Source organism: Mesorhizobium sp. WSM3860, assembly GCF_002294995.1.
GTDB lineage: Bacteria > Pseudomonadota > Alphaproteobacteria > Rhizobiales > Rhizobiaceae > Mesorhizobium.
The window spans coordinates 448,502-472,554 of record NZ_NSGF01000003.1; the positions used below are offsets into that span (position 1 = coordinate 448,502).

Below are 24,053 nucleotides of genomic sequence, written 5' to 3' on the forward strand. Positions count from 1 at the left end.
CGCAAGCCACTTTCGCGTTCGAGAAGTTTCCGCTAGGTCGAGCGCATGGAAGGAATGACCAAGGCGGATGTCGACAAGCTCGATAAAGGCTTGGCCGTGCACGGCGGTCGGGCGCTTCGCCCGCGCGATGCCGCAACCTTGATCCTGCTCGACCGGAGCGGTAGCGACGTTGTGGTGCTGATGGGCCGGCGCCATGCCGGCCACGCCTTCATGCCGGGAAAATTCGTCTTCCCCGGCGGCCGCACCGATCCCGCCGACAGCCGCGTTCCGGTGGCTGCCCCGCTGCATCGTGAGGAAGAGGCAAGGCTTGTGAGCGGCCCTGGCCGCGCGAGCGCCGCACGGGCGCGCGCCATCGCCATGTCGGCAATTCGTGAGACTTACGAGGAAGCCGGCCTGCTGATCGGCCGTAAAGGCCCGTTCGCGACCGCCAAGCGCGATTGGCAGGGTTTCGTCGAACACGGCGTCGCACCGTCGCTGGATGCCCTGCGCTTTATTGCGCGCGCCATCACGCCGCCCAACCGCGTGCGCCGCTTCGATACCAGGTTCTTCAGCGCCTGGCGTGAGGATGTCGCCGTCGAATTGCCCGACGGCGGTCCAACCAACGAGTTGGAAGAGCTCGTCTGGCTGCCGCTTGGCGACGCTCGCAAGGCCGACATTCCCGACATCACCCGCATGATCCTGGAAGAACTGGAAAAGCGGCTCGCCCACGATCCGTTGCTGCGTCCGGGCGGCGCAGTGCCGTTCTTCCGGCTCATCCGAAACCGCTTCGTTCGCGAAGTCCTTTAGAAGCAGAGCATCCCCATCGATGACGGTCGATACCCAGCAACAGGGCGACGAACGCGTACGCTGGCTGCCGATGACTGCGGCGATCTCCTCGATCAGCGTGGTCGGCATCGCCATCGGCCTCGGCATGCCGCTGCTCAGCGTCATCCTCGAATCGCGCGGCCACTCGGCCTCGATGATCGGCCTCAACACGGCGGTCGCCGGACTCGCCTCGGTCGCCGGCGCGCCGCTCGCCACGCCGCTAGCCATGCGCCTCGGCGTCGCCCGGACCATGCTTTTGATGATCGCCGTCGGCGCGCTCGCTTTTGTCGGCTTCCATTTCGCGCCGGCGTTCTGGATGTGGTTTCCGCTCCGCGTCGCGCTGCATATCTCGCTGACGGTGCTCTTCATTCTGTCGGAATTCTGGATCAGCACCTCGGCGCCACCGCATCGTCGCGGTCTTGTGCTTGGCATCTACGCCACGGTGCTTTCCCTGGGCTTCGCCGCCGGGCCGTGGCTGTTCGCCCATGTCGGCTCCGGTGGCTTCCTGCCGTTCGGCGTCACCATTGCGCTGGTGACGCTCGCTGCCATCCCGGTGCTGGCGGCTCGCAACGAGAGCCCGGCGATCGTCGCCGACGGCGAAACCAGCCATTTCCTGCGCTATATCTGGATGGTGCCCACCGCGACCTTCGCTGTGCTGGTGTTCGGCGCCGTCGAGACCGGCGGCTTTTCGTTGTTCCCGGTCTATGGCAGCCGCATCGGTTACTCGGAGGCCGACGCCGCGTTGTTGCTGACGATGATCGGCCTGGGCAACGTGCTGCTGCAGATACCGATCGGCATGATCAGCGACCGCGTCTCGGACCGCCGCTACCTGCTTCTGGCCTGCGCCACGGTCGGCCTCATCGGAACCGTGTTCATGCCTTTCTTTGCCAAGGACTGGCACCTGATGGCGGCCCTCCTGTTCGTCTGGGGCGGTGTGGTGGCGGCCATGTACACGATCGGCCTTGCGCATCTCGGTTCCCAGCTTTCCGGCCATGAGCTCGCCTCCGCCAACGCCGCCTTCGTGCTCTGCTATGGCGTCGGCATGGTGATCGGCCCGCAGGCGATCGGCATCGGCATGGACGCCTTCGGCCCCTCGGGCTTCGGCTGGTCGCTGGCGCTGTTCTTTGCCGCGTACATGCTCCTGGTCCTCGTCAGGCTGGTGCGAAAGATCCTCTAGTGAAAATGTCGCCCGGCACCGGGCCATGCTGACATCACCGTGTCAGCAGGCCCCCTGCTATACCCCTCGCTCCAATGCAGGAAGAATGAGGACATAGCGATGATCGACAGCGGCTTTGAAACCAAATCCCTCAGGATGGAACTGCTTCTGCTCGTCACCTTCCAGGCGCCGGCGGCCGATGTCGAGCGCATCATGGAGGCGGTGGTGGCGATCACACCGCTGCACATGGGCAAGTATGACGGCAATGCCTACCAGTCGGCGCAAGGCATCGAGCGCTACCGGACGCTCGAAGGCTCTGCCGCGGGCGCCGAGATTGAGTTGCGCAGGCGGCCGGGCACGGTCGAGGTGTCGTTCGAACTGCCCGACGATCAGGCGCTCGCCGCCCGTGTCGTCGAAGCGATATTCCAGGCCCATTCCTACCAGGAGCCTGTGATCCGCATCCAGCCGCTGCTGACCAGCCGTTCCAAGGGACTCGACGACCATACCAATCCGAACCGCTGGTGGAACACGACCGGCGACTGGAAGAAGGCCGATCTGCAGGTCAGGGAGAACGCCTGACGCGGCCGTCAAAACGGGGCAAGAAGGCGCTTGGGCTTGACTTTCCGGGCGCGTTCTTTATGTGTCGCGCCAAGTTTCCCGCGTCCGGGTGTTTTCCCCGTGCTCCAGCGGCCAAAACTCCACGAACATTAACGGACGAACATCATGGCCAAAGCCGCAAACATCAAGATCAAGCTTCTGTCGACCGCCGACACCGGTTTCTTCTACGTGACCAGCAAGAACAGCCGCACCAAGACGGACAAGCTGTCCTTCCGCAAGTACGACCCGATCGCCAAGAAGCACGTCGAGTTCAAGGAAACCAAGATCAAGTAATCTGGTTGATCCTGAAATGCCAGAACGCCGCCTTTGAGGCGGCGTTTTTGTTTCAGCGGGCGGATGCTCGAGCAACGAAGCCCGCTGCTGCCTGACGCTGAATCATGCATGAGAAAAGGGGGCCGGTCGGCGGTTGGCAGCGGTACGAGGAGGCCACTATGCGCCAGCGCCGGCCGGCCGACCCCACGGACCCAGGAGATGCGGCGGACCTGAGCATCATGGGGTATTTTTTGGATCGAGCCGGGCAGTCTACCCTCGTGCCGGCTTCGTCTTCGTTCTATGCGAAGCAGATTTGCGCAAGAACGTATGAAAATCAACCATTTCTTAACCACGGCTGCCGAATCGCTTGGATTAAGGTAAATTCCTAACCCTATCGGGTTGACGCGGAATTAGGGCTTCCGTGCCTAAGCGCATCGCGGCGAAAGGGTTTCAGGCAACGCGCTTAAGCCTTCTGGTCTTATCCATGTCGGTGCGCCAAAACTGCTGCGCACTTTTGGGTGACATGGATTAGGCGGCCTTGGCGACAACCCGGTTGCGGCCGCCGCTCTTGGCCTCATAGAGCGCAAGGTCGGCTCGCTTCATCAGTGCCGCGACCGTATCGGCTCCCCTCAGCACCGATGACACGCCGACGCTGACCGTCACCTCGATCGTCTTGCCAGCGCTGCCGATCGCGAAGGGCGCCTGCGCGATCTCGGCGCGGATACGCTCAGCCACCTTCTCGGCGATGGGCCCGTCGGTATCCGGCATGACCACGACGAACTCCTCGCCGCCGAAGCGGCAGGCGAGATCGATGCCGCGCACGTTCTTGCGCAGCCGCCTGGCGAATTCGCGCAGAACGTCGTCGCCGCCGTCATGGCCATGGGCGTCATTGATGGATTTGAAACGGTCGAGATCGGTGATCATCACCGAGAGCGGCCGCCGTCGCGCCACGGCGCGGTCGAACAGCGTCTCAAGATGGCTGTCCAGGTAGCGGCGGTTGTGCAGCCCGGTCAGCCCGTCGGTCACCGCCATCTCGATGGTCTGGGTGACGCTGGCGCGCAGTTGATCATTGTAGCGCTTGCGCCGCACCTGCGTGCGCAGGCGCGCCGTCAGCTCATGCTGATCGATCGGCCGCGTCAGATAGTCGTTGATGCCGAGTTCGAGGCCGCGGATGATGCGGCCCTCCTCCCCCTCATCGGCCAAGAGCATGATCGGCAGGAAGCGGGTGCGGTCGAGCGAGCGCAGTTGCGAGCAAAGCCGGAGCGCATCGAAATCGGCGAAGGCCGTCGAGATCAGCACGCATTCAAAGGCAGTCTCCGCGGCCTGGAAGAATCCGGCATTCGGATCGGTGGCGACGTCGAGCTCGGCGCTGCCGCGCAGCATCTTCCGGATCCGCTCGATCGACGACTTGCGCTCGTCCACCAGAAGCACCTTGGGCTTGGTGTCTTCCGTCGCGAAGTTGCGGCTGAGCAGCTCTTCGATGCCGATGTTACGCGTGGTCGAGGCGCGCAGCCGCAATTCGTCGGTCAGCGACTTCAGCCGGACAAGGCTCTTCACCCGCGTCATCAGTTGCAGATCATTGACCGGCTTGGTCAGGAAATCGTCGGCGCCGGCCTCGAGGCCGCGCACCCGGTCGGACACTTGGTCGAGCGCGGTGATCATGACCACCGGAATATGCGATGTCGCCGGGTCGCTCTTCAGCCGCTTGCAGACCTCGAAGCCGTCAATGCCTGGCATCATCACGTCGAGCAGCACGACATCGACCTTGCCGTTCTCGCAGGTCTCGATCGCATCCGGTCCGTTGCCGGCCGTCAGCACCTCGAAATATTCCGCCAGCAGCCGAACCTCGAGCAGCCGCACATTGGCGGGGATGTCATCGACGACGAGGATCCGCGCGGTCATCTCAAAGGCTCCGGCTCAAGCATCGCCCAGATAGGATTTGATCGTTTCGATGAAGCGCGGCACCGAGATCGGCTTGGAAATATAGGCCTCGCAGCCGCCCTGGCGGATACGCTCCTCATCGCCCTTCATCGCGAAGGCGGTGACGGCGATGACCGGGATCGAGTGCAATTCGTCGTCTTCCTTCAGCCACTTGGTCACTTCCAGGCCAGAAACCTCGGGCAGTTGGATGTCCATCAGGATCAGGTCCGGCCGGTGCTGGCGCGCCAGATCCAGCGCCTCCAGCCCGTTGCGCGTGCGGACCGTCTCGTAACCGCTGGCTTCGATGAGGTCCCGAAAGAGCTTCATGTTGAGCTCATTGTCCTCGACGATCATGACCTTCTTAGCCATCAATTTCCCGTCCCGACGGTCCCCTGAGCCGAAGACCGCCGTCATGCGTCCTTGCCGGATCGCACCCAACCCACCTGTACCCTACGTCAATATGATTGACGAAACGCAAACCTGCCGTTGGAAAAGCAGACCGATTCCACTTGCGGCTGCAGGGCTGAAGCGGCTGAGACTTGCCGCAAGCGACGCTTGCCATTACTGCGGAAGAAAGACTCAACATGCACATCGGCAAAAGGTAATGATGGCGAACGCAGCGTCAATGCGCGAGGAGGCGGAAACCCTTGCCGTCAGGGCGCTTGGCTTCGTCGCCAGCGATCCGGAGCTGTTGCCTCGCTTCCTGGCGATAACCGGCATCGAGGCGCGGTCGATCCGCCAGGCAGCCGCGGAGCCGGGCTTCCTTGCCGGCGTGCTGCAGTTCATCCTCGCCCATGAGCCGACGCTTTTGCGTTTTGCCGAGGAAACGGGCACGCCACCGGCCGCCGTCGGCAAAGCCTTGCGTGCGCTGCCCCTCGGCAATGACGATCATGAGCGCTCGACATGAGCGACGATCCCGAGACCGCGCGCCAGATCGAAGAGTTGGCCGCCGACGACCGGCCGCTGCTGGTGCTCGATGTCGATGATGTCGTGCTTGAATTCGTCCGGCCCTTTCCGCATTTCCTGAAGACGCGCGGCTTCCGGCTGTCGCTCGCCTCCTTCCGCCTCACTGGCAACATTGCCGAGAGGGCATCCGGCCGGCTGATCGAGCAGGCCGAGGTCGCGGCCCTTCTCGGCGATTTCTTCGATGCCCAGGCCGATTGGCAAAGCATCACCGATGGCGCCGCGGAGGCACTGGCGTCGCTCGGACAGCGCGCCGAGATCGTGCTCCTGACCGCGATGCCGCACAAGCACCGCGCCGTGCGCCGGGCGCATCTCGACGTGCTCGGCCTGAACTACCCGCTGCTGACCACGGAAATGGCGAAGGGACCGGCGATCGCCAAGCTGCGCGGCGCCACGGGTAGGCCGGTCGCCTTCGTCGATGACCAGCCCACCAACCTGATTTCGGCGCGCAATTCGGTCGCCGACGCGCATCTCTTCCACCTGATGGCCGACAACACGCTGCGCGCCTTCCTGCCGCCGACGCCGGACGACATCATTACCGTCGACAACTGGCGGGAGGCGACCCCGAAGATCGCCGGCGCGCTCGGTCTCTGAAGCGCGTCGCGCTGGCGCGGATCCAGGCGACGGGCTTTGAGTCTCTGTTTTTGTGCATGTCGTTTTCGCAAAGCCGCTGCACGCTTTTGCGCGACATGCATTACTTCAAGCGTTCAGGGCTTCAATTTCGCCCCTGCCCCGCCGTTGTCGTCCTGACCTGATCCGTCATCCTGGCCGGCGCCGTCGTCCTGAATGGCATCGGCCGGCTTCAGCATGGCGCCGTTGACCGTGACGGACCCATCGGCCTTGGTGTTGATCATCCATTCCAGCCGGCCGTCCGGCAGCGTCCTGCCAAAACCTTTGACAGCCAACGCGAACGGAAAGGCCTGCGCCATCTGCTCATCGCTCTTGGCCGCTTCCTTCAGGGCATCGACGATCTTGTCGTAGCCGGCGATGTCGATGGTAACGCTTCCATCTGTTTTCTTGCTATCCGGGAAAAACACCTCGCCTTCCATGGCGACTTCGATATCGCCATTCTTCACCGTCGAGTGCCTGAACACGACCTTGGGCTTCTTGGCCTTGAAATCGTCGACCAAGGCCTTGCCGAATTCATCTGGCAGCGGCGGATTCTTACTGAGATCAAAGGCTTCGATCGTCTTCCTCGCCATCGTATCGAGATCGATATTGGCGCCGCCGAAGTTCAGGTCGATGTCCGTTGGCAACAGCGGCACCGTCCATTCAGGCAGGGTCTGGTGCGGGATCGTCAGCCCGGAAGCCTTGATCGTGTAATCGACCTTGCCGTTCTGGGAGACGCCGTCCATGCCGAATGCAGTGCTGAATTGCGCCGCCCCGAATTTGCCGACAGGGGTCTCCACCTCGAAATTCTTGAAGCCGTAATTGCCGTCGACCCTTTCCCAGATCGGCAGCGCGGCCAGCAAGAGCGATTTGAGCTCAGCCTGGTTCGCCTTGAGTTTGGCTTCGTCCTCATTGGCCACGGCAAAGGCAAGCAGATCGAGCATCGACTTCGTGCGCACGCCCTTGCCGTTCGCATCCACCGACAGTTCCGGCGTTCTCAGCGTCAGCGGAAAATTCATTCCGTTGTCGGGATCGTCGATCTTGATCGTCTCCACGAAGCTCGAGACTTTCTGCGTCGCCGTGAAGTCGACGCCGCCACTGGCCGATTTGCTGGCGGCAATGGTTGCGGTGCCCGCCCCGGCGGTGACCTCTGCCTGCTGCTTGGCCTCTCGCGATGTCATCGTCATTCCGGCCATCGAACTGGCGCCACTGGTGAACGCTGCCAAGTTCGGATCGTAAACGGCGGTGCCTTTGCCGTCCTTGACCGTGATCTGCATGCTTTGCGGGCCTTTTGGTCCGTTGAATTCGAAGGACATGCTTTGGGAGAAATCCGAGGCGACGTCCCAGGACCCATCGCTGCGCGGCTTCACCATCAAGGCATAGGGCTCGAGATCGAATTTCAGCGGCTTCGGGTCGGGCAGGGCATCGACCAGAGCCTTGATGTCTACCGCAATTTTGTAGGCATCGCCTTCGGCCGAAACCTTGAGCACGCCTATGTCGAACGCCTGCTTGCCGAAGTAGCGCGCCAGGTTGTCGGAAAGCTGCTTCGCGCCCTGGCTGTCGACCGTCTGGGCGAAGGCTGGCGCGCTGAACGCGAGAACTGCAACAATTGGCAAAACACGCTTCACGTCAATTCTCCGTCAGGCTCGGAAGGCGAAATCGTTTCGTACTTCTGGTAAGAAAAAAGCGGTACAGCCGCAAGGGACGACTGTACGCCAAAAGCCCGCGCCGCTAAAGCACCAGGCGCATCAGCGGCCTGCCTGGCTTGCGCTCCAGAAGCCTCTCGAACCCGGCCTTCTCGAACACGCGCGACGAGCCGACGAACAGCCCGATCGAACGCGAATCGCGCGACAGATCGATCGGGCAGGCTTCCAGCAGCCTGGCGCCATTTTCGCGGGCAAAGGCGATGCCGCCGTCGACGAGACGATGAGTGATGCCCCTGCCCCGCGCCTTGGCGCGAATGAAGAAGCAGGAAATCGCCCAGACGTTCGGGTCGTGGGCGTCCGCGGGATCGACAGGCGCCGAGCCCCTGCCCTGATTGTTCCATTCGGGCACGTCGGCGCGCGGACCCATCTGCATCCAGCCGACAGCCTTGCCGTCCTCGAAAGCCAGAAGCCCCGGCGGCGGGCCGGCTTCGATGCGCGCCTTGATGTGATCCTTGTTGCGCTCGCGGTCGCTCGCCCGCCGCTCCGCCGGGGTCAGCCGGAAATGCGTGCACCAGCAGCCGTAACAGGCGCCCTGCTTGCCGAAGAGATCCTCGAAATCGGTCCAACGCTCAGGACTCAGCGGCACTATGGTCGTGCTCATACGTTCTCCCCAGGCCAAGCTTGTTGCCGGCCCTGCACTGTCGTACCATTGCGTTTGTTCTCTTTATGTTCGCAGCGATGGCGGCTCCTGTCAACAATCCCGAACACGGCTTTTGTCGCGACTGCCTGGCTTTTCAGCGCAGCGAGACGCGCCGTTGCGAGCGCTGCGGCAGCCCGCGCCTTGTCGGCCACCCCGAGCTCTATCGGCTACACATCGCCCATATCGATTGCGATGCGTTCTACGCCGCCATCGAAAAGCGCGACAATCCGGCGCTGAAGGACAAGCCGGTGATCGTCGGCGGCGGCAGGCGCGGTGTCGTCTCCACTGCCTGCTACATCGCCCGTATCCAGGGCGTGCGCTCGGCGATGCCGATGTACAAGGCGCTCGAGGCCTGTCCCGAGGCCGTGGTGATTCCGCCGAACATGGAAAAATATGTCGGCGTCGGCCGCGAGGTGCGCGCGCTGATGCAGGCGCTGACGCCGCTGGTCGAGCCGCTGTCGATCGACGAAGCTTTTCTCGACCTCGCCGGTACCGAGCGGCTGCATGGCATGCCCCCGGCGCTTGTGCTGGCCCGCTTCGCGCAGACCGTCGAAAAGGAACTCGGCATAACCGTTTCCGCCGGTCTCTCTTACTGCAAGTTCCTGGCCAAGATCGCGTCGGATTTCCGCAAGCCGCGCGGCTTTTCGGTCATCGGCGAGGCGGAGGCGCGGAGCTTCCTCGCCGAGCAGCCGGTCACGCTGATCTGGGGCGTCGGCAAGGCCTTGGCCGCGACGCTCGAGCGCGACGGCATCCGCACCATTGCCCAGTTGCAGCGCATGGAGCGCGGCGAGCTGATGCGCCGTTACGGTGTCATGGGCGACCGGCTCTACCGGCTTTCGCGCGGCGAGGACGACCGCCGCGTCGATCCCGACGGCGATGCCAAGAGCGTGTCGGCCGAAACGACCTTCGACAACGATATCGGCTCGCTGGCAGAATTGGTGCCGGTGCTGCGCGGCCTGTCGGAAAAAGTCTCGGCGCGGCTGAAGAAATCCGGCATTGCCGGGCGCACCGTGGTGCTGAAGCTGAAAACGCAGGACTTCAAGCTGCGTACCCGCAACCGCCAGCTTGGCGATCCGACACGGCTGGCCGATCGCATCTTCCAGACCGGGCTCGATTTGTTGCGTCGCGAGGCCGACGGCACGAAATTCCGCCTGCTCGGCATCGGCGTCAGCGATCTTTCCGACGACGGGAAGGCCGATCCGCCGGATCTGGTCGACGTCCAGTCCCGCAAGCGCGCGCTGGCCGAAACCGCAATCGATGAGCTGCGCGACAAGTTCGGCAGGAAGGCCGTCGAGACCGGTTATACGTTCGGCAAGGGCCGTGCTGCCAATCCGCCCGAGCCGCTCGAGGACTGAGACTGGTTGGCATTCATGGCGGGCTTGATCAGGTGCGATGCAGGTCGATCCGGCTCGTCACCATGGTCGTGCCGGTTTTCGGATCCGTGTCGGTCACTGTCAGCCGCATGCTGTCGCTGCCGGTCTTTTCGACGGTCAACTGCGCTTTGCGGTCGCCATTGACCTCCTTTGCCCAACGGATGCCGAGATTGAGCGCGTTGCCCGAACGGCTGCCGTTCAATTGCGCCGGCCCGGTACGTGAGCCGATATAGACGCCGCTATAGCCCCTGCCGGTGGCCTTCAGATCCGCGCTGATCTCCCGCGTCATCAAGATCAGCCCGCGGCATTTGCCGTCGAGCGACAGCGAGGTCGAGGTGGCGCCGGATTGGAAGTCGCAGGAGATATTCACCGTCGGCGCATTCGCGCTCACCTTGAAGGTGCCGTTGCCGGCGAAGCTGCCCTGGAACGAGCGCAGGAAATCGGCATCGTCGGCATAGGCACTGGCCGCAGTCATCAGGCAGCCGGCGAGAACGAGCGGAACCACTGGTCTCATGGAAAGTCTCCCCCGTTTGGAGCCGAAACGCGCCTCCTGGCCTCGGAAGGCGCAAACAGACTCAGGAACGCAAGCGATCTTGGCAGGTTCCCCTGCCGATATGACCGTTTTGCAACAAGGCCAGTTGGCGTGAGGGTATTTTAAGCCTGGCACGGCTCAGGCCGAGAGCGCGGCCTTCACCCAATCCAGCCGCGCTGCCGGCACCAACCCGTAATTGTAGAAATTGATGCCGTCGACATCAGCCATCCGCGCCGGGCTGACCTTCGCCGCGAGCAACTGCGGACCGGCCATTTCCGGGTAGAAAAGCCGGTAGCCGGTGCCGAGAAACTTCCCGGCGCCGAGCGCGGCGCGGCCGGCCGTCACCAAGCTTGCGACATCCTCGGCCTGCATGTCATAGGCGCACAGCATCGCCCCGTCGCAGACCTTGCCGAGAGCCGCCAGATCGCAGCCTCCCAGCCAGCCGTCCTTGAGATCGATGATGAGGACCTTGGTGGCTGGATGCGCCACCTCGCGCAACTCGGCGACCAGACTGGTCACCGGCTCGAAGCGCCAGAGCAGATAGGCGTGTAGCTCCGGCCACGGCCCGAAAACTTCGAGTCCGCTCGCTGGAAAACCGGGGAAGCGCCGCTCCGGCACTGCGCGCTCGCAGGTCTCGACGATCCATTGCCGGACGAGCTCTCGCGCCGGTTCGGCGTTGATGCCGGCTTTGGCTGCGCGTTCGATACAGGACGGACAGAAGCACAGCGACAGCAGGAAATCCTCCTCGGGCGTCAGCCCAACGCCGTCCTTCTCGTGATGGTACTCATGAGCAAATCCCATGAAGGAAGGGCTTTCGAGTTCGATCGTGTCCGGCTGGTACCCGTGCGAGATGTCCGCAACCAGCGCCCGCACATAGGCGCGCGCGTCGGGATGCGAGGGACAGAGATTGTAGTAGTTGGGATCGCCGAAGGCATTGCGCGTAACCGCCTCGCGATGAAGCATGCCGAGGCGGGTGTTGTGCAGGCACACCGTCCAGCAAGAGACCCCGGGGCCGCCCTCTTCCCGCCGGCGGACGAGTTGGCCAAGCACGTCGCCGCCTTCGCCGATCACATCGGCGACCTTGGGCTGGATGGCGAGGTCGGCCCATCGCGCCGCTGACGGCTTGAAATAGATGGTGCCATCCTCTGGAAAATAGGCTTTCCGCCGCGGGCTGCGCGGCTGCAGGAAGCGACCGGCATGATAGGAGGTGGCCAGGCTGATCATGTTGAGGCCGGCGCGCTGGACAATATCGCGCTCGACGGTCTCCAGGCCGAGATCCTGAATGTCCCAGGGATATGTCCACATCGAAAGCTGCATGCTCATCCTCGGTTCTTCGCCCCTTCCGGTGCCGGCGTCAGCCTTCGACCGGCTCGGCCACTTGCATCAGGCAGTCGCCGGCCTCGCACATGGTGTGCAGCCGGCGCGACAGCACAATGCCGCTTTCGGAAAAATGCAGCGCCTCCTCGGCAAGCTCCAGCCGTTCGAGATCGTGATACCATCCCGCCAGTTGGCCAGCGCTGACGCTGTCGCCGAGGCGGACCGCAGGCTCGAACCAGCCGCGCCGCGTCGCGTAGATGCCCTGGCTGTGCCTCGACAGCGAAAGCAACCGCGTCGGCTTCGCCGGCTCTACGTCCGATGTGAGCACCGGCGCCGCGACCACGCCCAGCACGACCATCAGGCGATCGAGCGCGCGAGCGGTAAGCGTCATCGAATCAACGGTAGCGGTTCCGCCGCCGCCGAATTCGCCGCTGAGGCCGATGGCGCCAGCCCGACGCGCGGCACCCATCGAGGTCGGCGAGGCCTGGCCGTTGTCTGCGACGAAGCCGAATGGCATCCCGAGCGCGCGCATTAGCTCGACACCCCGCCGATGGCGCTCGGCATCGGCATTGCGCTCGACCAGCGCCGTCGGCAGATGCTCCATCGAGGTGCCGCCCGAATGGATGTCGAAGACGACATCGTGACGGGGAAACAGTTCCGTTTCCAGGAAATGGGCGAGCCGACTCGTCGGCGTGCCCGACGCCTCGCCCGGGAACGCCCGGTTGAGGTTGCCGCCGTCCAGCGGTGAGCAGCGCTTGGCGGCCATGACCGCCGGCGCATTCGCCATCGGCAGGATCGTGATGCGACCGCTTATTGCGGCCGGATCGAGCTGGCGGATCAGCTTGGCCAGCGACAGCTCGCCCTCATACTCGTCGCCATGGTTGCCAGCCATCAGCAGCAGTGACGGACCCTCCCCGTTGCGAATGGTGCAGATCGGCACCTTGATCTGGAAATAGGGCGAGCGGTCGACCGAGAACGGAATGCTGAGATAGCCGAGCGTTTTGCCATCGCGGTCGAAATCGAGCGTGTGGACAAGGCCGGTATGCATGCTGTCCTCTCAAACGGCCGCGACGGCGGTGACCTCGATGCGCAGGTCCGGGTCGGCCAGACGCGCTTCGACGCAGGCGCGTGCCGGCAGGCGCTCGCGATCCACCCAGGCATCGTAGATCTTGTTCATCGCGTCGAAATCGCCGATCTGCGGCAGGAAGATATTGACCGCCACGAGCTTCGACTTGCTGCTGCCGGCCTCATGCAGCAGCGCCTCGACCTTGGCCAGAACATCGCTGGTCTGCGCTTCGATGCCCGCCTTGCGGTCGTTGGCGACCTGGCCGGCTATGTGCACCATGCCGCCATACACCACCGCCTGCGACATGCGAGGGCCGGACTGGAAGTATTTAATCATCTTGGATCCTTTCGAGATCTGCTTGGAGGCCTGGTCAGCCGAAATAGGTCGGAAAGGCATGGGCCACACGACCGGTCTCATCCACGCCGAAGATAACGCGATAGCGGTCGAGGCAGGTGCAGGGATGCGAAATGCCGAATTCGATGACGTCGCCGACCGCGATGTCGTCGCCAGGCCGGAGAGCCAGGAAGGCATGCTGATCGTTGAGCTTGATTACCTGTGATTTCTCAGATGAAGCCGGCAGCGGCTCGCCCGAACGATATATCATGAGCGGCTTGGGAAAACCCTGGTCGAAGGAGACGTCGCGCATGCCCATGCCGCAAATGGCGAGATCAGGTTCCGGCCGCGAAAGCACTTCGGCCCAGACACGCAGGACCGGACGGAAAGAATTACGCGCCGAGGCGCTGGCGCCGCCGATCTCGAACCCGCTGCGGCTGTCGACCGCGCCAAGCGCTCGGTCATAGACGCCGTGGTCATGGAAGAAGATGGCGCCGCTGCGCAGCACAAGCGTCGCCTTGCCGTCCTGTTCGACCAGCGGCGAAAGCGCGGCCACCACCCTGTCGAAGAAAACCGACCCGCCGGCCGTCACGACCAGGGGAACCTCGCCGCCGACGCGAGCGCGAAGCCTGAGGAACATGTCGCCCACCGATGCCAGCAGCGCAGAGACCGCTTCATCGGTGCGCACCGGATCAGGCTGAGCGGCAGCGCCCTCATAGGTGCCGACGCCGGCAATCCGCAGCCGCCCGCCGGTCGCAGCGATGGCATCGGCGATTGCCTCGGCCTCTGCCGTGGTTCGTGCTCCCGCCCTCGCCGCCCCGAGCTCGACCAGGACACGCAACGGCGGGAGATCGGCAGCTGCCCGCCACGCATCGGCCAGTGCCCGCACGGCTGCGACCGAGTCGGCGAAGACATAGAGCTCGGCATCCGACCACGCGCCAGCCAGTTTCGCGAGCCGGCTCGCACCACCGGCGCCGCCGACCTCGTTGGCAATGATCAGCCTCGAGAGGCCCGCCTTCAGCATCACCGTTGCCTGCCTTATATCGGCGACCGTCGTGCCCCAGGCGCCGGCCTCGACCAGCGAATGGGCGAGGTCCGGCGCCATCGGCGTCTTGGCATGCGGCGCGACCGCAGCGCCCTGCTCGCGCACATAACGCAGGAACAAGTCGCGATTTGAGGCGAAGGCCGCTTCGTCAAGGGTGAGCAGCGGCAGCGACATGCGGCCATCAGCCGGATGCCAGCCTTGCGATCCGACAAGGCTGGCATCCAATCCGGACGTGCCGGGCGGCACGCCACGGATGCGATCGTCGAGCACGAAATTTTCATGCACGACAAGCGATTGGGCCGGTGTGTTCTCACTCATGCGATGCTAACCCTTCCGTCGCCGAACAATGGCTCAACCGATTGCCGGCCAAGGCCTGAGAGAAGCGCGTGCCAAATCCCTACTCCGGACCCATCATCGACGCCCATCACCATCTCTGGGATCTCGGCCTCGGCCGCCATCCCTGGCTGGCCGCCACGGCCGGTGAACGCGGCGGCCTCGGCGAGCTTGGTGCCATGCGCCGCAACTATCTCCCTGAGGATTATCTGCGCGACGCGGCTCGGCACAATGTCGTCGCCAGCGTCCATGTCGAAGCCGGCTGGGCGAGCGACGACAGCGTCGGCGAGACCCGCTGGCTCGAGACGCTCGACAAGTCGTGCGGCGTAGCGGCGCGCTACGTCGTCCATGTGCCGTTGGCGAGCCCACACGCGGCGGAGCTGATCGAGACGCAGGCCGCCTTCGCCCGCGTCGTCGGCATACGCGACATTCTGAGCTGGGACCCTGATCCCGCCCGGCGCTTCAGCGCTCGCAACGGCATCATGGACGATCCCGCCTGGCGCGCCGGCCTTGGCTCGCTTGCCCGGTACGGGCTCTCCTTCGATCTGATGGTGTTTCCGCGCCAACTGGCCGAGGCAGCGCGTCTCGCCGCGGCCTTTCCCGACCAGCAATTCGTCCTCAACCATTGCGGCAGCCCGATCGACCGTGACCCCGAAGGCTTGCAGAGATGGCGAGACGGGCTGCGGCGACTGGCCGAGCGCGACAACGTCGCCGTCAAGATCTCCGACCTGGTCGCCTACGATCATGACTGGACGCTCGAAAGTCTGCGGCCGATCGTTCTGCATTGCATCGACTGCTTCGGCATGAAGCGCGCCATGTTCGGCTCCGACTTCCCGGTCGCCGGCCTGCACGCCTCGTTCGACGAGGTGTATGACAGCTTCAAGGTCATCACCGCCGATCTTTCCCGGGAGGAGCAGGCGGCGCTGTTCTTTGGCAACGCCGCTCGCATCTATCGCCTGGACACCGGGTCATCGCCGGGCTCGCTCCCTGCCTGAGAGCAGCAGCAGCCCGAGGATCAGCGAACCGAACAGGATGCTGCGCCAGCCGGGCGACGCATTGACGACGGTGATCAGCGCAGTGATCGTCACCAGCAGGATGGCTCCCGGGATGGTGCCGGCATAGGTGCCGAGCCCGCCGAGGATCGAGGTGCCGCCAAGCACCACTGCTGCGATCGAGGCGAGCAGATAGGGATCGCCGATCCCGACATAGCCCTGGCCGTTCATGCCGAGCACGAGCACGCCCGCGAGCCCCGCCGTGAATCCGCTGATGCCGTAGACAGCCAATGTCGTGGAAGTGATCGGCACGCCCGACAACGAAGCCGCAAGCGGATTGGCGCCCATGGCGAAGATGCGGGCGCCGAAAGGCGTTGCATGCATCAGTGTCAGCACGAGTACGGAAACCGCGATCCATAGCAGGATGCCAGCCGGAATGCCGGCCGGCCTCGCATTGCCGAGCCAATGAACCAGCAGGTTCTCGGCGGTGACGGCACTGCCGCCGGCAATGATGATCAGCAGACCCTGCAGGAATGTCGCCATCGCCAGCGTCATGATCATCGGATGGACGCGCAGCAGCGCCACGCCTAACCCGTTGATCACGCCGATAGCCGTGGTCAGCGCAAGCACCGCAAGCACGGAGGCAAGGCCGGTCGGATCGGCCTGCCATGACAGCAGCGGCAGGCTGATGGCGCTGACGGTGACGATCGCCGCCACGGAGAGATCGATGCCGCCGGCGATCACCACGAAGGTCTGCCCCGCCGCCACGAGGCCGATGACCGCGCCAAGCTCGACCAGGTAGCGCAGGTGCCCGTAGGCGCCGAAGCCGCGCGATGCGAAGCTCGCCGCGATCCAGACTGCGACGACGATGGCAAGGGTGAGGAACGGTCGGCTGGTGAGGATCGCCCTGGCGCGTCTGCCGCCGGCGCTGTCGGTCCAGGCTGTCATTGCTGCACCTTGCGGAATTGCGGGATGGCGACGGCGCCGATGATGATCAACCCTTGCGCGACATACTGCGCTACCGGCGTGAAACCGAGGAAGAACATGACGCTGATCATCAGGCTGAGCAGCAGGCTGCCGGCGAGCGCTCCGCGCATGGTGCCCTGGCCGCCGAGGAAGCCAATGCCGCCAAGCACGGCAGCGGCAATGGAATTGAGCGTGAAGGCGTTGCCGATGACCGGATCGCCAGATCCCGTTTGCGCGGCGACGAACAGCCCGGCGCCGGTCGACAAGAGGCCGCTGATCGCATAGGCGGCCACACGCGCCGCATCGACCGGCACACCGGAACGGTAGGCCCCGACCGGATTCTCGCCGGCGGCATAGAGGCTTAATCCAAGCGGCGTGGCGAGATAGAGCTTCCATAGCAGGACGATCGCCATGAGCAGCACGAAAGCCGCCGGCGTGTCGCCGGCAAGCAGGTCGGACAGCCATGCCGGAACCGCGCCGCCGGGCCTCGGCAGAACCAGCAGTGCGGCGCCGCCGATGATGAAGGAGCCGGCCAGTGTCACCACGATCGCCGGCAGGCGCAGCCTGACCACGATGAAGCCGGTCGCGGCGCCGATGCCGAGCCCGGCAAGCGCCACGGCGGCGGCGCCGCCCGGGACGCCAAGCGGTCCGGCCATGGTGGTCGCGGCAATGACCGCGCCGAGGCTGACGGTCGCGCCGATAGCCAGGCTGATGCCGCCGGTGAGCATGAGGATGGCCTGCGCCATCGCCACCAGCGCCAGCGGGAACCAGCTCTGAGTGAACTTGGCAAAGCCGGAGACCGTGAACAGGCCCGGAAACAGCACGGCATAGGCGATGAGAAACGCCAGCACCACCAGGAAGAGGCTGCGAACGCCGATGTTGCGGCGCGCCTGCACCTGCCAGTAGAGCGCGCCGTCGGCTCTCGCGGAGGGAATGATGCTCATGCCGCCACCTTCCGCCTCTCTGCACCCATCGCCGCCGACACGATGGCTTCCTCGCTCAGCGCGGCACGCTCGAGCATCCTGACGACGCGGCCTTCACGAACCACCGCGACGCGGTCGCATAGATGCACCAGTTCCGGCGTGTCGGAACTGAGCAGCACGACAGCCTTGCCGGCGGCCGCGAAGGCGCGAAGCATCAGATAGATTTCGCGCTTGGTTTCGACGTCGACGCCGCGCGTCGGATCGTTGAGCAGCAGCACCAGTGGATCGTGCGGCATCCATTTCGCCAACGCGACTTTCTGCTGATTGCCGCCCGATAGGGCCTGCGCCGGCCGCTGCAGGTCGCCCTTGATGGAAAGCTGGGCGGCAAGACCCCTTCCCTTCTCGCCTTCTGCCTTGCGGCTGCGCAGCTTCAACGACGGCAGCCTTGCGAAGGCAGGCAACATCATGTTGGTGATGATCGGATGAATAAGGTGGAGGCCCTCGCGCTTACGATCGGCTGGCACATAGGCGAGCCCCAGCGCGTTGGCTTTCGGCACATTGCCCGGCAGGCCCGACACGCCATTGACGGTTGCCGATGCCGTCCTGGCAGGGATTGCGCCGTACAGGCCGAGCAGCAGATCCTCCTGCCCCTGACCGACCAGCCCCCCAATGCCCAGCACCTCACCCGTCCTGATGTCGAGTTCGACGTCGTGCATCAGGCCGGCCGAGAAGCCGCGGACCGAGATGGCGGCACCGGGCGAAGCCGACGGCTGCCATTTCGGAAAGAGATCACCGGGGTCGCGGCCGACCATCAGGCGCACCAATCCAGTCGCGTCGGTTCCCTCCAGCGACCGGTCGGCCGTGCGGGTGCCGTCCTTCAGCACGGTCACATGCTGGCACAGCGCCATGACCTCGTTGAGCCGGTGCGAGATGTAGAGAATGGCGACGCCTTCTCCACGGAGCCGTCCCAACAGGTCGGTGAGGATTTTTGTTTCCGTCGCCGAGAGCGATGAGGTCGGCTCGTCGAGGATGAGCACGCGCGGCCGGCGATAGAGAGCCTTGGCGATCTCCACCATCTGCCGTCGTCCGAGGGATAGATTCCCAACTGGTGTCGACAACGGCTCGTCGAGGCCGACAAGTTTGCATGCCGCCTTCGCGCGCGCGGCAAGCTCCTTGTAGTCGACCAGCCCGAATCGCTTCGGATAGGCGCCGATGCCGATGTTCTCGGCTATCGACAGGCTGGCCGTCAGGCTGAGCTCTTGCTGCACGACCGCGATACCGGCCTGCCGCGCTAGCGCCGGCGTCATGCGTGCCACGGCACGCCCATCGACCTCGATGGTCCCGCTGTCCGGGCGCAAGGCGCCGGACAGGAGGTTGATCAAGGTCGACTTTCCCGCGCCGTTCTCGCCGAGCAGCGCGTGCACGCGCCCCGGCTGGAGAGCGATGGAGACGTCACGCAGGACGGGGTTGCCGAAGAACGCCTTCGACACCCCCCGCGCGGCAAGGAGCGGAGCCGTGGTCAATGCTGCAACCCTTCCGGCCTACTTCTGCGCCAGCAGCTTCTTGAACAGCTCCTCATCGTAGGGCGAATAGATGTAGCCGTCAGCCGGGAAATCTTTCGCCCGGGCGAGGTATTGATCGATGTTGGAATTGTCGATGACCGGCAGCGGAATCTTGACGAAGGCCGGCACGTCCTTGCCCTCCAGCGCCTGGACCGCGGTGTAGGTGGCAAAGGCGCCGAGCCAGTTCGGCTGCATGGTCGCCCAGCTCTTCAGGCCCTTTTCCTTCCACAGCTCGAGGAACTGGCGCGCATTCTCGCCGGTGATCGGCACCTGGTCGCGGCCCTGCTTGTCGAGCGCGAGCACCGCACCGGCCGAGAGCGCGCCGCCGAGCGACAGGATGCCGTCGATCTCTGGATTGGCGAACAGCAGGCTGGTGACGGCTTCCTGGGCCGGCGCGACGTTGTACGGCGTGTTGGTCTCGGCGAGGATTTTCACGTCGGGGTGGGCTTTGAGCTCGGCATCGGCGCCCTTGCGGCGGTCGTCGCTGACCGAAACGCCGGCCGGACCGTTGAGGATGAGGATCTTGCCCTTGCCGCCGATGGCGTCGATCAGAAACTTCGCAGCCTGGTCGCCCCACTGCGAGGAATCCGTGTTGACCTTGGCCGTCACCTGGTCGGTGTCGACAAGGCTGTCGAAGTTGATGATCGCGATGCCCTTGGCGCATGCATCTGCGATCACACGCGCCGGAGCGGTCGAGGAACCGGCAATCAGGATGATGGCGTCGACATTGGAATCGATCATCGACTGTATCTGCTGGATCTGCACATTGGCGTCGCCCTGGGCGTCGGTCACGACCAGCTTGTCGACCAGCCCCTGCTTCTTGAGCGCCTCGACCTCGGCTTCGATCGTGCCCTGGGTCTGCTTCATCCAGGTCGGCACGGAATAGATGTTGGCCCAGCCTATCGTATACGGCGCCTTACGGTCGCCCTTGACGCACTTCGCGGCCGCATTGGCCTGCGAACCGACACCGACGGCCAGAACGAGACCGAGGCAAAGGGCGCTGGCGGATGCGAAAAACGATGACTTCTTCATGACGGTTCCCCTTCTGTAGCTTTTGTCCGGACGCGCGGAGTCGGGACGACGAAACACTGCGGTCACCGCGACGCGGAAACCGCTCGTTTGTCGTCTGGACTTCTTCTGTCCGGCTCGTTAGTTTGTCCGGTATTCCAGACATCATGTCTGTATATCGGACAGATTGGATGCTAGACTGAGCCTTGACATCTTTCAAGCGTCTTGAGACGAGAGCCGAAAATGATTTTTGGGCGGCTGGCATGAGCGAAGGCGCAACTGGTTTGATCGAGGCAGGCGCCGGGGTGCAACCGCAGGCCGGCGAGCGCCGCCGCGGCATTGACCGCGTCATCATGCTGTTCGAGGCTCTGCTGAAGCATCGCGCGCCGATGCGCATCGGCGACATCGCAAAGATGATCAACGCACCGCGTTCGACGACCTATGAGATCGTCAACAGCCTGCTCGAAGCCGAAATGCTCGAAAATGTCGGTTCCGAGGGCTACGTCTATTTCGGGCGGGCGATGCACCTGTTCGGCTGGGCGTACTCACACCACAACGCACACTATCGCCGCATCCTGGAAACGCTGGACAGGATGGCGGCCGAGACCGGCGAGACCGTCCAGCTCTGTGGTCTGCGCGGCAACAAATATGTCGTTCTCGATTGCCGGGATTCTCCCGGCCCTTTCCGCATCTCGAGCGATGTCGGCGTCGAGGTACCGATCCCGTGGACGGCGTCGGGACGCCTGCTGGTCGGCCATATGCATGAGACGGAACTCAAGGATTTCATTCCTGCCGCGGACTACGAACTCCCCGATGGTCGGGTCATTGCTCCCGACGAATTCTTCGCCGATGTCGACCTGGCTCGCCGGCAGGGCTTCAGCGAGACCTCGGCGCTCGCCGATCGCTTCACCTGGTGCATGGCGGCTCCCATCCGCAACAGCCACGGCGCCATCAACACGACGCTTTGCTTTGTGCTGCCCGTCGACACACCGGAGCCGCGTCGCAACCAGTTGCTTGAGCTGCTGCGCGAGCGCGCCCGCGCACTGTCGCTCGCCGGAAGCTGAGCCGGAATGCGGCCGTCTGGCCCAGTCGAATGCCCGCGACTACCGGTTGCGGGACAATGCCGGTCTTGCGACATAGCGCCAATGGCACCCGCTCCCTCGATCACCAGGGCCGCGCTCTGGATGGCGCTGTCGATCGCCTCGTTCCTGGCGATGTCGGTCGCCGGCCGCACCGCGACGGCCGCGCTCAACGTCTTCCAGGTGCTTGAGCTGCGCTCGGTGATCGGCTTTTTCATCCTGCTGCCTCTGGTGGTGACGGCCGGCGGCTTTAGGGCGATGCGCACCCAGCGCCCGCTCGCCCACATCGCTCGCAACGTCGTCCACTATGCCGGCCAGGCCGCATGGCTCTATGCGCTGACCTTGATTCCGCTGGCCGTGCTGATCTCGATCGAGTTCACGACCCCGATCTGGACGGCGATCCTGGCGGTGAGCTTTCTCGGCGAAAGGCTGGCGCGGCCCAGGCTGGCGGCAATCGTGCTGGGGCTGATTGGCGTGGTGATTATCGTGCGTCCCGGCGTCGGCTCGGTCGATCCCGGTAATCTCGTCGTGCTGGGAGCCGCAATGTGCTTCGGCGTCTCCGTGGTCATGGTCAAGTCGCTGACACGAACCGACAGCGTCGTGCGCATCATCTTCTGGATGCTGATCATCCAGTCCGTGGTCGGCCTCGTTCCGGCGCTCTATGTCTGGCGCAACCCAGCGGTCGAACTGTGGCCGTCGATATTCGTGGTCGCCTTTACCGGCATGTCCTCCCATTTCTGCATGGCCCGCGCGCTCAGCCACGCCGACGCGACCGTCATTTCCCCGATGGATTTCCTGCGCGTGCCGCTGTCGGCGCTGATCGGATGGCTGCTTTACAACGAGCAGATCGATGTGTTCACCGCCGGCGGCGCCTTGCTGATCCTGACCGGCAATCTGCTCAACCTGCAGCGCAAGGCGCCTCAGCCTGCCGAAGTCGCGACCTCCTAGCTGTGAGGTCAGACGCCCGGTTGGGTTGCCCGCGACCCGACAAGCTGGCTGGCGTCGACAGGACCGTCACTCGCCGCGTCGCTCAATCGTAGACGCCGTCAAATAGAAGTTCGTTGTCGCCGCCGGCCTTGAAATGCCCGGCGTACGAACCTTCAGGCAGCAGCAAGGCTTCGCCCGAACCGTTGCGCCATGCTACAGTCTTTGGCCCGGCCGCAAGGTAAAATGGCGGATCGAGCACGGTGCCGTCGACTTCGACCCGGCCCCGCAAAGGCGTTCCATCGGCACTGTAGAGCGCATAACTTCCAGCAATAGGGACATCAAAGATCTTCCGCTCACCGGACTGCAGGCGGAGACCAGCGATCCTGAGGTTTGGCGCCACACGGACATAGCTGTTCAAAATCAGGGGCGCGACTACCGGATAGATATAGTCCATCCGGTAGGACCACAGGATCAGCTTCGGACGAGACTTGCTAAGCACATTGTAAGCCTCGGAATGCCCGCTTTCCCGCAAGGTCGCGAGCACGTAGTGTTTGTCGAGCCACAAAGTTGTTGGCTCCATTCGATTGGGCAACATTCCTATGCCGTCGAAGTATCGCTCATCGGGTGCAAGCAATGACTCCGCACGCGCCACCAGCTCAAGTTGGGCCGCATTGTCGAAGCGAAGGTAAAGTAAATTGACAACGAAGCTTATGGCCATCGCCGTGACCAATGCTATCCACGCCAGGCGCAGATAACGCGCGCGGGCTGCGAGGCCGTCGAGCATCGTCAACGACCATAGCGACATGAACGGCAACGCCATGATGAACACGTAGGGCCACGGCTGGTCATGCGCGAAGACCAGCACCGTGATCACGACCGAGAAGATCAGCGCAATTCGCCTCCGTTCCTCGAGCTTCATGATCTGCATCAGAGACAGAGCCATGCCGGCGAAACAGAAGACGTAAAGAACATAGTTGCGCGCGAGCGTCTGAACCACGAAGCGCCTCAGCCCCCCGTAGTCACCGCCGCCGCGCGTCGCGATCTCAAGCGGGCCGAACACCAGGCTCTTGGCGATGGGAACAGGGTCGGCGCCGCCAAAGATGAAGCAATATGCGATTATAGGGAGAGTCCATCCCAGCACGAGCCATGCCCCGCGGGCCATGCCTGCCAGGTAGCGTCTCATCAAAGCCGCGTCGGCGACCAGGCCAAGGCCTAGCGCAAGGTTGAAGTAGATTGATTTCTGAGTCGCGAGAAACGACAGGCCGCTCAAGGCGCCGGCAGCGACAAGCTGCCATCCCCTCAATTCACGGGCCCGTAGCACGACCAGCAGCGCCGCCACGGCGAAGAACACCGCCAGCGGTTCGGCGATGGTGCGAAAGATGCGCTCCATGAAATTCGAGAAGCACAAAAGGACGAGGACAATGGCCAAGGCACGGACCCGATCCTCCCCAAGCGCGCGAGCGCAGGCGTAGATCATGGCCACAGTCCCGCACGCCAGCAGGGCAGTCTGCATACGCCCGGCAAGCAGGATCGATGTGGCGTCCCAGCCGATCAGGTGGGCGATCCTGTAGAAGACAGCATAGCCGACCGCCTTTACATGCCAGACCGTATCGAACAGGCCGTTGGAGAAATATTTGGCCCATCCGAGCTGGACGAATTCGTCCATGACGAAGCGAGCGTTCCAAGCCAGGGCGAACAGCAAAACAATCTTGAGCGCGATCAGGACACAGAGGGAAACTATGGTCGTGCGCTGCCCGAGACCGAATAATCCGATTGATCCGTGTCCCGGTTCGCCCGCGTCGAAGATTCCCTCAAACCGTGTCTCGAGCAGAGCCACTTTCGTCCCCGCTGCGCCCCAGCGACCCGCGCGACGTCTCACTGCTCCGGGCTTCCGCTCCACCCGAAAATGAGCCCGCCTCGTGTGAGTTT

General features: G+C 64.0%; 24 protein-coding genes. 10 read left to right on the plus strand and 14 right to left on the minus strand.

Annotated features, from left to right (window positions below; genetic code table 11):
* Positions 1–45: 45 nt before the first annotated feature.
* The 4 genes from CK220_RS08720 (at position 46) to rpmG (ending at position 2,851) form a co-directional block, all read left to right on the plus strand.
* Entirely contained in the window at positions 46–786 is a 741-nt protein-coding gene (locus CK220_RS08720; RefSeq protein ID WP_095811114.1) for an NUDIX domain-containing protein, read from the plus strand.
* Between the two features lie 19 nt (positions 787–805).
* On the plus strand, positions 806–1,981 hold the full coding sequence (locus CK220_RS08725) for an MFS transporter (protein WP_095811115.1): 1,176 nt from the start codon (positions 806–808) through the stop codon (positions 1,979–1,981).
* Positions 1,982–2,080: 99 nt separating this feature from the next.
* The gene (locus CK220_RS08730; protein ID WP_095811116.1) at positions 2,081–2,539 is read left to right on the plus strand and encodes a hypothetical protein; all 459 of its coding nucleotides are present in this window, start codon (positions 2,081–2,083) and stop codon (positions 2,537–2,539) included.
* 144 nt (positions 2,540–2,683) lie between these two features.
* On the plus strand, positions 2,684–2,851 hold the full coding sequence (gene rpmG / locus CK220_RS08735; RefSeq protein WP_040995604.1) for a 50S ribosomal protein L33: 168 nt from the start codon (positions 2,684–2,686) through the stop codon (positions 2,849–2,851).
* 507 nt (positions 2,852–3,358) lie between these two features.
* Here rpmG and CK220_RS08745 read toward each other — a convergent pair.
* Both CK220_RS08745 and CK220_RS08750 read right to left on the minus strand, forming a co-directional pair.
* Positions 3,359–4,732, minus strand: a complete 1,374-nt coding sequence (locus tag CK220_RS08745; RefSeq protein ID WP_095811117.1) for a PleD family two-component system response regulator — start codon at positions 4,730–4,732, stop codon at positions 3,359–3,361.
* Between the two features lie 15 nt (positions 4,733–4,747).
* Positions 4,748–5,119 (minus strand): response regulator, encoded by a 372-nt coding sequence (locus CK220_RS08750; protein WP_027166515.1) that lies wholly within the window; start codon positions 5,117–5,119, stop codon positions 4,748–4,750.
* Between the two features lie 238 nt (positions 5,120–5,357).
* Here CK220_RS08750 and CK220_RS08755 point away from each other — a divergent pair, with 238 nt between their 5' ends.
* Together CK220_RS08755 and CK220_RS08760 are read left to right on the plus strand one after the other, a co-directional pair.
* The gene (locus tag CK220_RS08755; RefSeq protein ID WP_095811187.1) at positions 5,358–5,657 is read left to right on the plus strand and encodes a DUF3572 domain-containing protein; all 300 of its coding nucleotides are present in this window, start codon (positions 5,358–5,360) and stop codon (positions 5,655–5,657) included.
* The gene (locus CK220_RS08760) at positions 5,654–6,307 is read left to right on the plus strand and encodes a hypothetical protein (RefSeq protein ID WP_095811118.1); all 654 of its coding nucleotides are present in this window, start codon (positions 5,654–5,656) and stop codon (positions 6,305–6,307) included. The genes CK220_RS08755 and CK220_RS08760 overlap by 4 nt, the downstream gene beginning before the upstream one ends.
* Positions 6,308–6,420: 113 nt before the next feature.
* Here CK220_RS08760 and CK220_RS08765 read toward each other — a convergent pair whose 3' ends face one another.
* Both CK220_RS08765 and CK220_RS08770 read right to left on the minus strand, forming a co-directional pair.
* A complete protein-coding gene (locus CK220_RS08765) occupies positions 6,421–7,950 on the minus strand; it encodes a DUF2125 domain-containing protein (protein WP_095811119.1) in 1,530 nt (509 codons plus the stop codon).
* A gap of 103 nt (positions 7,951–8,053) precedes the next feature.
* On the minus strand, positions 8,054–8,629 hold the full coding sequence (locus CK220_RS08770) for a GNAT family N-acetyltransferase (RefSeq protein ID WP_095811120.1): 576 nt from the start codon (positions 8,627–8,629) through the stop codon (positions 8,054–8,056).
* 65 nt (positions 8,630–8,694) lie between these two features.
* Between CK220_RS08770 and CK220_RS08775 the strand changes: the two genes are divergently transcribed.
* On the plus strand, positions 8,695–10,023 hold the full coding sequence (locus CK220_RS08775) for a DNA polymerase IV (RefSeq protein WP_095811121.1): 1,329 nt from the start codon (positions 8,695–8,697) through the stop codon (positions 10,021–10,023).
* A 28-nt stretch (positions 10,024–10,051) separates the two neighbouring features.
* Here CK220_RS08775 and CK220_RS08780 read toward each other — a convergent pair whose 3' ends face one another.
* From CK220_RS08780 to CK220_RS08800, 5 genes are all read right to left on the minus strand, one after another.
* A complete protein-coding gene (locus tag CK220_RS08780) occupies positions 10,052–10,555 on the minus strand; it encodes a hypothetical protein (protein WP_095811122.1) in 504 nt (167 codons plus the stop codon).
* 156 nt (positions 10,556–10,711) lie between these two features.
* The gene (locus tag CK220_RS08785) at positions 10,712–11,890 is read right to left on the minus strand and encodes a hypothetical protein (RefSeq protein ID WP_095811188.1); all 1,179 of its coding nucleotides are present in this window, start codon (positions 11,888–11,890) and stop codon (positions 10,712–10,714) included.
* 37 nt (positions 11,891–11,927) lie between these two features.
* Positions 11,928–12,938, minus strand: coding sequence for a succinylglutamate desuccinylase/aspartoacylase family protein (locus CK220_RS08790; RefSeq protein WP_095811123.1), 1,011 nt, complete (start codon positions 12,936–12,938; stop codon positions 11,928–11,930).
* 9 nt (positions 12,939–12,947) lie between these two features.
* Entirely contained in the window at positions 12,948–13,292 is a 345-nt protein-coding gene (locus CK220_RS08795) for a RidA family protein (protein WP_095811189.1), read from the minus strand.
* 34 nt (positions 13,293–13,326) lie between these two features.
* The gene (locus tag CK220_RS08800) at positions 13,327–14,652 is read right to left on the minus strand and encodes an alanine racemase (protein ID WP_095811124.1); all 1,326 of its coding nucleotides are present in this window, start codon (positions 14,650–14,652) and stop codon (positions 13,327–13,329) included.
* 68 nt (positions 14,653–14,720) lie between these two features.
* On the opposite strand from CK220_RS08800, the gene CK220_RS08805 reads away from it, so the two are divergent.
* A complete protein-coding gene (locus tag CK220_RS08805; protein ID WP_095811125.1) occupies positions 14,721–15,662 on the plus strand; it encodes an amidohydrolase family protein in 942 nt (313 codons plus the stop codon).
* Here the strand turns inward: CK220_RS08805 and CK220_RS08810 are convergent.
* From CK220_RS08810 to CK220_RS08825, 4 genes are read right to left on the minus strand one after another with little or no spacing between them, the layout of a single operon-like run.
* Positions 15,636–16,607: an ABC transporter permease gene (locus CK220_RS08810; RefSeq protein ID WP_095811126.1), complete on the minus strand. Its 972-nt coding sequence runs from the start codon at positions 16,605–16,607 to the stop codon at positions 15,636–15,638. The genes CK220_RS08805 and CK220_RS08810 overlap by 27 nt on opposite strands.
* Entirely contained in the window at positions 16,604–17,569 is a 966-nt protein-coding gene (locus CK220_RS08815; RefSeq protein ID WP_095811127.1) for an ABC transporter permease, read from the minus strand. Before CK220_RS08815 ends, CK220_RS08810 begins: the two co-directional genes overlap by 4 nt.
* Entirely contained in the window at positions 17,566–19,071 is a 1,506-nt protein-coding gene (locus CK220_RS08820) for a sugar ABC transporter ATP-binding protein (RefSeq protein WP_095811128.1), read from the minus strand. The genes CK220_RS08815 and CK220_RS08820 overlap by 4 nt, the downstream gene beginning before the upstream one ends.
* A gap of 18 nt (positions 19,072–19,089) precedes the next feature.
* The gene (locus CK220_RS08825; protein WP_095811129.1) at positions 19,090–20,142 is read right to left on the minus strand and encodes an ABC transporter substrate-binding protein; all 1,053 of its coding nucleotides are present in this window, start codon (positions 20,140–20,142) and stop codon (positions 19,090–19,092) included.
* Positions 20,143–20,381: 239 nt separating this feature from the next.
* Between CK220_RS08825 and CK220_RS08830 the strand changes: the two genes are divergently transcribed.
* Positions 20,382–21,182, plus strand: coding sequence for an IclR family transcriptional regulator (locus CK220_RS08830; protein WP_095811130.1), 801 nt, complete (start codon positions 20,382–20,384; stop codon positions 21,180–21,182).
* Between the two features lie 81 nt (positions 21,183–21,263).
* A complete protein-coding gene (locus tag CK220_RS08835) occupies positions 21,264–22,145 on the plus strand; it encodes a DMT family transporter (protein WP_095811131.1) in 882 nt (293 codons plus the stop codon).
* 82 nt (positions 22,146–22,227) lie between these two features.
* Here CK220_RS08835 and CK220_RS08840 read toward each other — a convergent pair whose 3' ends face one another.
* A complete protein-coding gene (locus CK220_RS08840; protein WP_141245103.1) occupies positions 22,228–23,961 on the minus strand; it encodes a hypothetical protein in 1,734 nt (577 codons plus the stop codon).
* Between the last annotated feature and the right edge of the window lie 92 nt (positions 23,962–24,053).

Coding starts and splice junctions, on each gene's coding strand:
- CK220_RS08720 (WP_095811114.1), top strand. CDS start 46: ATGGAAGGAATGACCAAGGCGGATGTCGACAAGCTCGATAAAGGCTTG.
- CK220_RS08725 (WP_095811115.1), top strand. CDS start 806: ATGACGGTCGATACCCAGCAACAGGGCGACGAACGCGTACGCTGGCTG.
- CK220_RS08730 (WP_095811116.1), top strand. CDS start 2,081: ATGATCGACAGCGGCTTTGAAACCAAATCCCTCAGGATGGAACTGCTT.
- rpmG (WP_040995604.1), top strand. CDS start 2,684: ATGGCCAAAGCCGCAAACATCAAGATCAAGCTTCTGTCGACCGCCGAC.
- CK220_RS08745 (WP_095811117.1), bottom strand. CDS start 4,732: ATGACCGCGCGGATCCTCGTCGTCGATGACATCCCCGCCAATGTGCGG.
- CK220_RS08750 (WP_027166515.1), bottom strand. CDS start 5,119: ATGGCTAAGAAGGTCATGATCGTCGAGGACAATGAGCTCAACATGAAG.
- CK220_RS08755 (WP_095811187.1), top strand. CDS start 5,358: ATGGCGAACGCAGCGTCAATGCGCGAGGAGGCGGAAACCCTTGCCGTC.
- CK220_RS08760 (WP_095811118.1), top strand. CDS start 5,654: ATGAGCGACGATCCCGAGACCGCGCGCCAGATCGAAGAGTTGGCCGCC.
- CK220_RS08770 (WP_095811120.1), bottom strand. CDS start 8,629: ATGAGCACGACCATAGTGCCGCTGAGTCCTGAGCGTTGGACCGATTTC.
- CK220_RS08775 (WP_095811121.1), top strand. CDS start 8,695: ATGTTCGCAGCGATGGCGGCTCCTGTCAACAATCCCGAACACGGCTTT.
- CK220_RS08780 (WP_095811122.1), bottom strand. CDS start 10,555: ATGAGACCAGTGGTTCCGCTCGTTCTCGCCGGCTGCCTGATGACTGCG.
- CK220_RS08785 (WP_095811188.1), bottom strand. CDS start 11,890: ATGCAGCTTTCGATGTGGACATATCCCTGGGACATTCAGGATCTCGGC.
- CK220_RS08790 (WP_095811123.1), bottom strand. CDS start 12,938: ATGCATACCGGCCTTGTCCACACGCTCGATTTCGACCGCGATGGCAAA.
- CK220_RS08795 (WP_095811189.1), bottom strand. CDS start 13,292: ATGATTAAATACTTCCAGTCCGGCCCTCGCATGTCGCAGGCGGTGGTG.
- CK220_RS08800 (WP_095811124.1), bottom strand. CDS start 14,652: ATGAGTGAGAACACACCGGCCCAATCGCTTGTCGTGCATGAAAATTTC.
- CK220_RS08810 (WP_095811126.1), bottom strand. CDS start 16,607: ATGACAGCCTGGACCGACAGCGCCGGCGGCAGACGCGCCAGGGCGATC.
- CK220_RS08815 (WP_095811127.1), bottom strand. CDS start 17,569: ATGAGCATCATTCCCTCCGCGAGAGCCGACGGCGCGCTCTACTGGCAG.
- CK220_RS08825 (WP_095811129.1), bottom strand. CDS start 20,142: ATGAAGAAGTCATCGTTTTTCGCATCCGCCAGCGCCCTTTGCCTCGGT.
- CK220_RS08830 (WP_095811130.1), top strand. CDS start 20,382: ATGAGCGAAGGCGCAACTGGTTTGATCGAGGCAGGCGCCGGGGTGCAA.
- CK220_RS08835 (WP_095811131.1), top strand. CDS start 21,264: ATGGCACCCGCTCCCTCGATCACCAGGGCCGCGCTCTGGATGGCGCTG.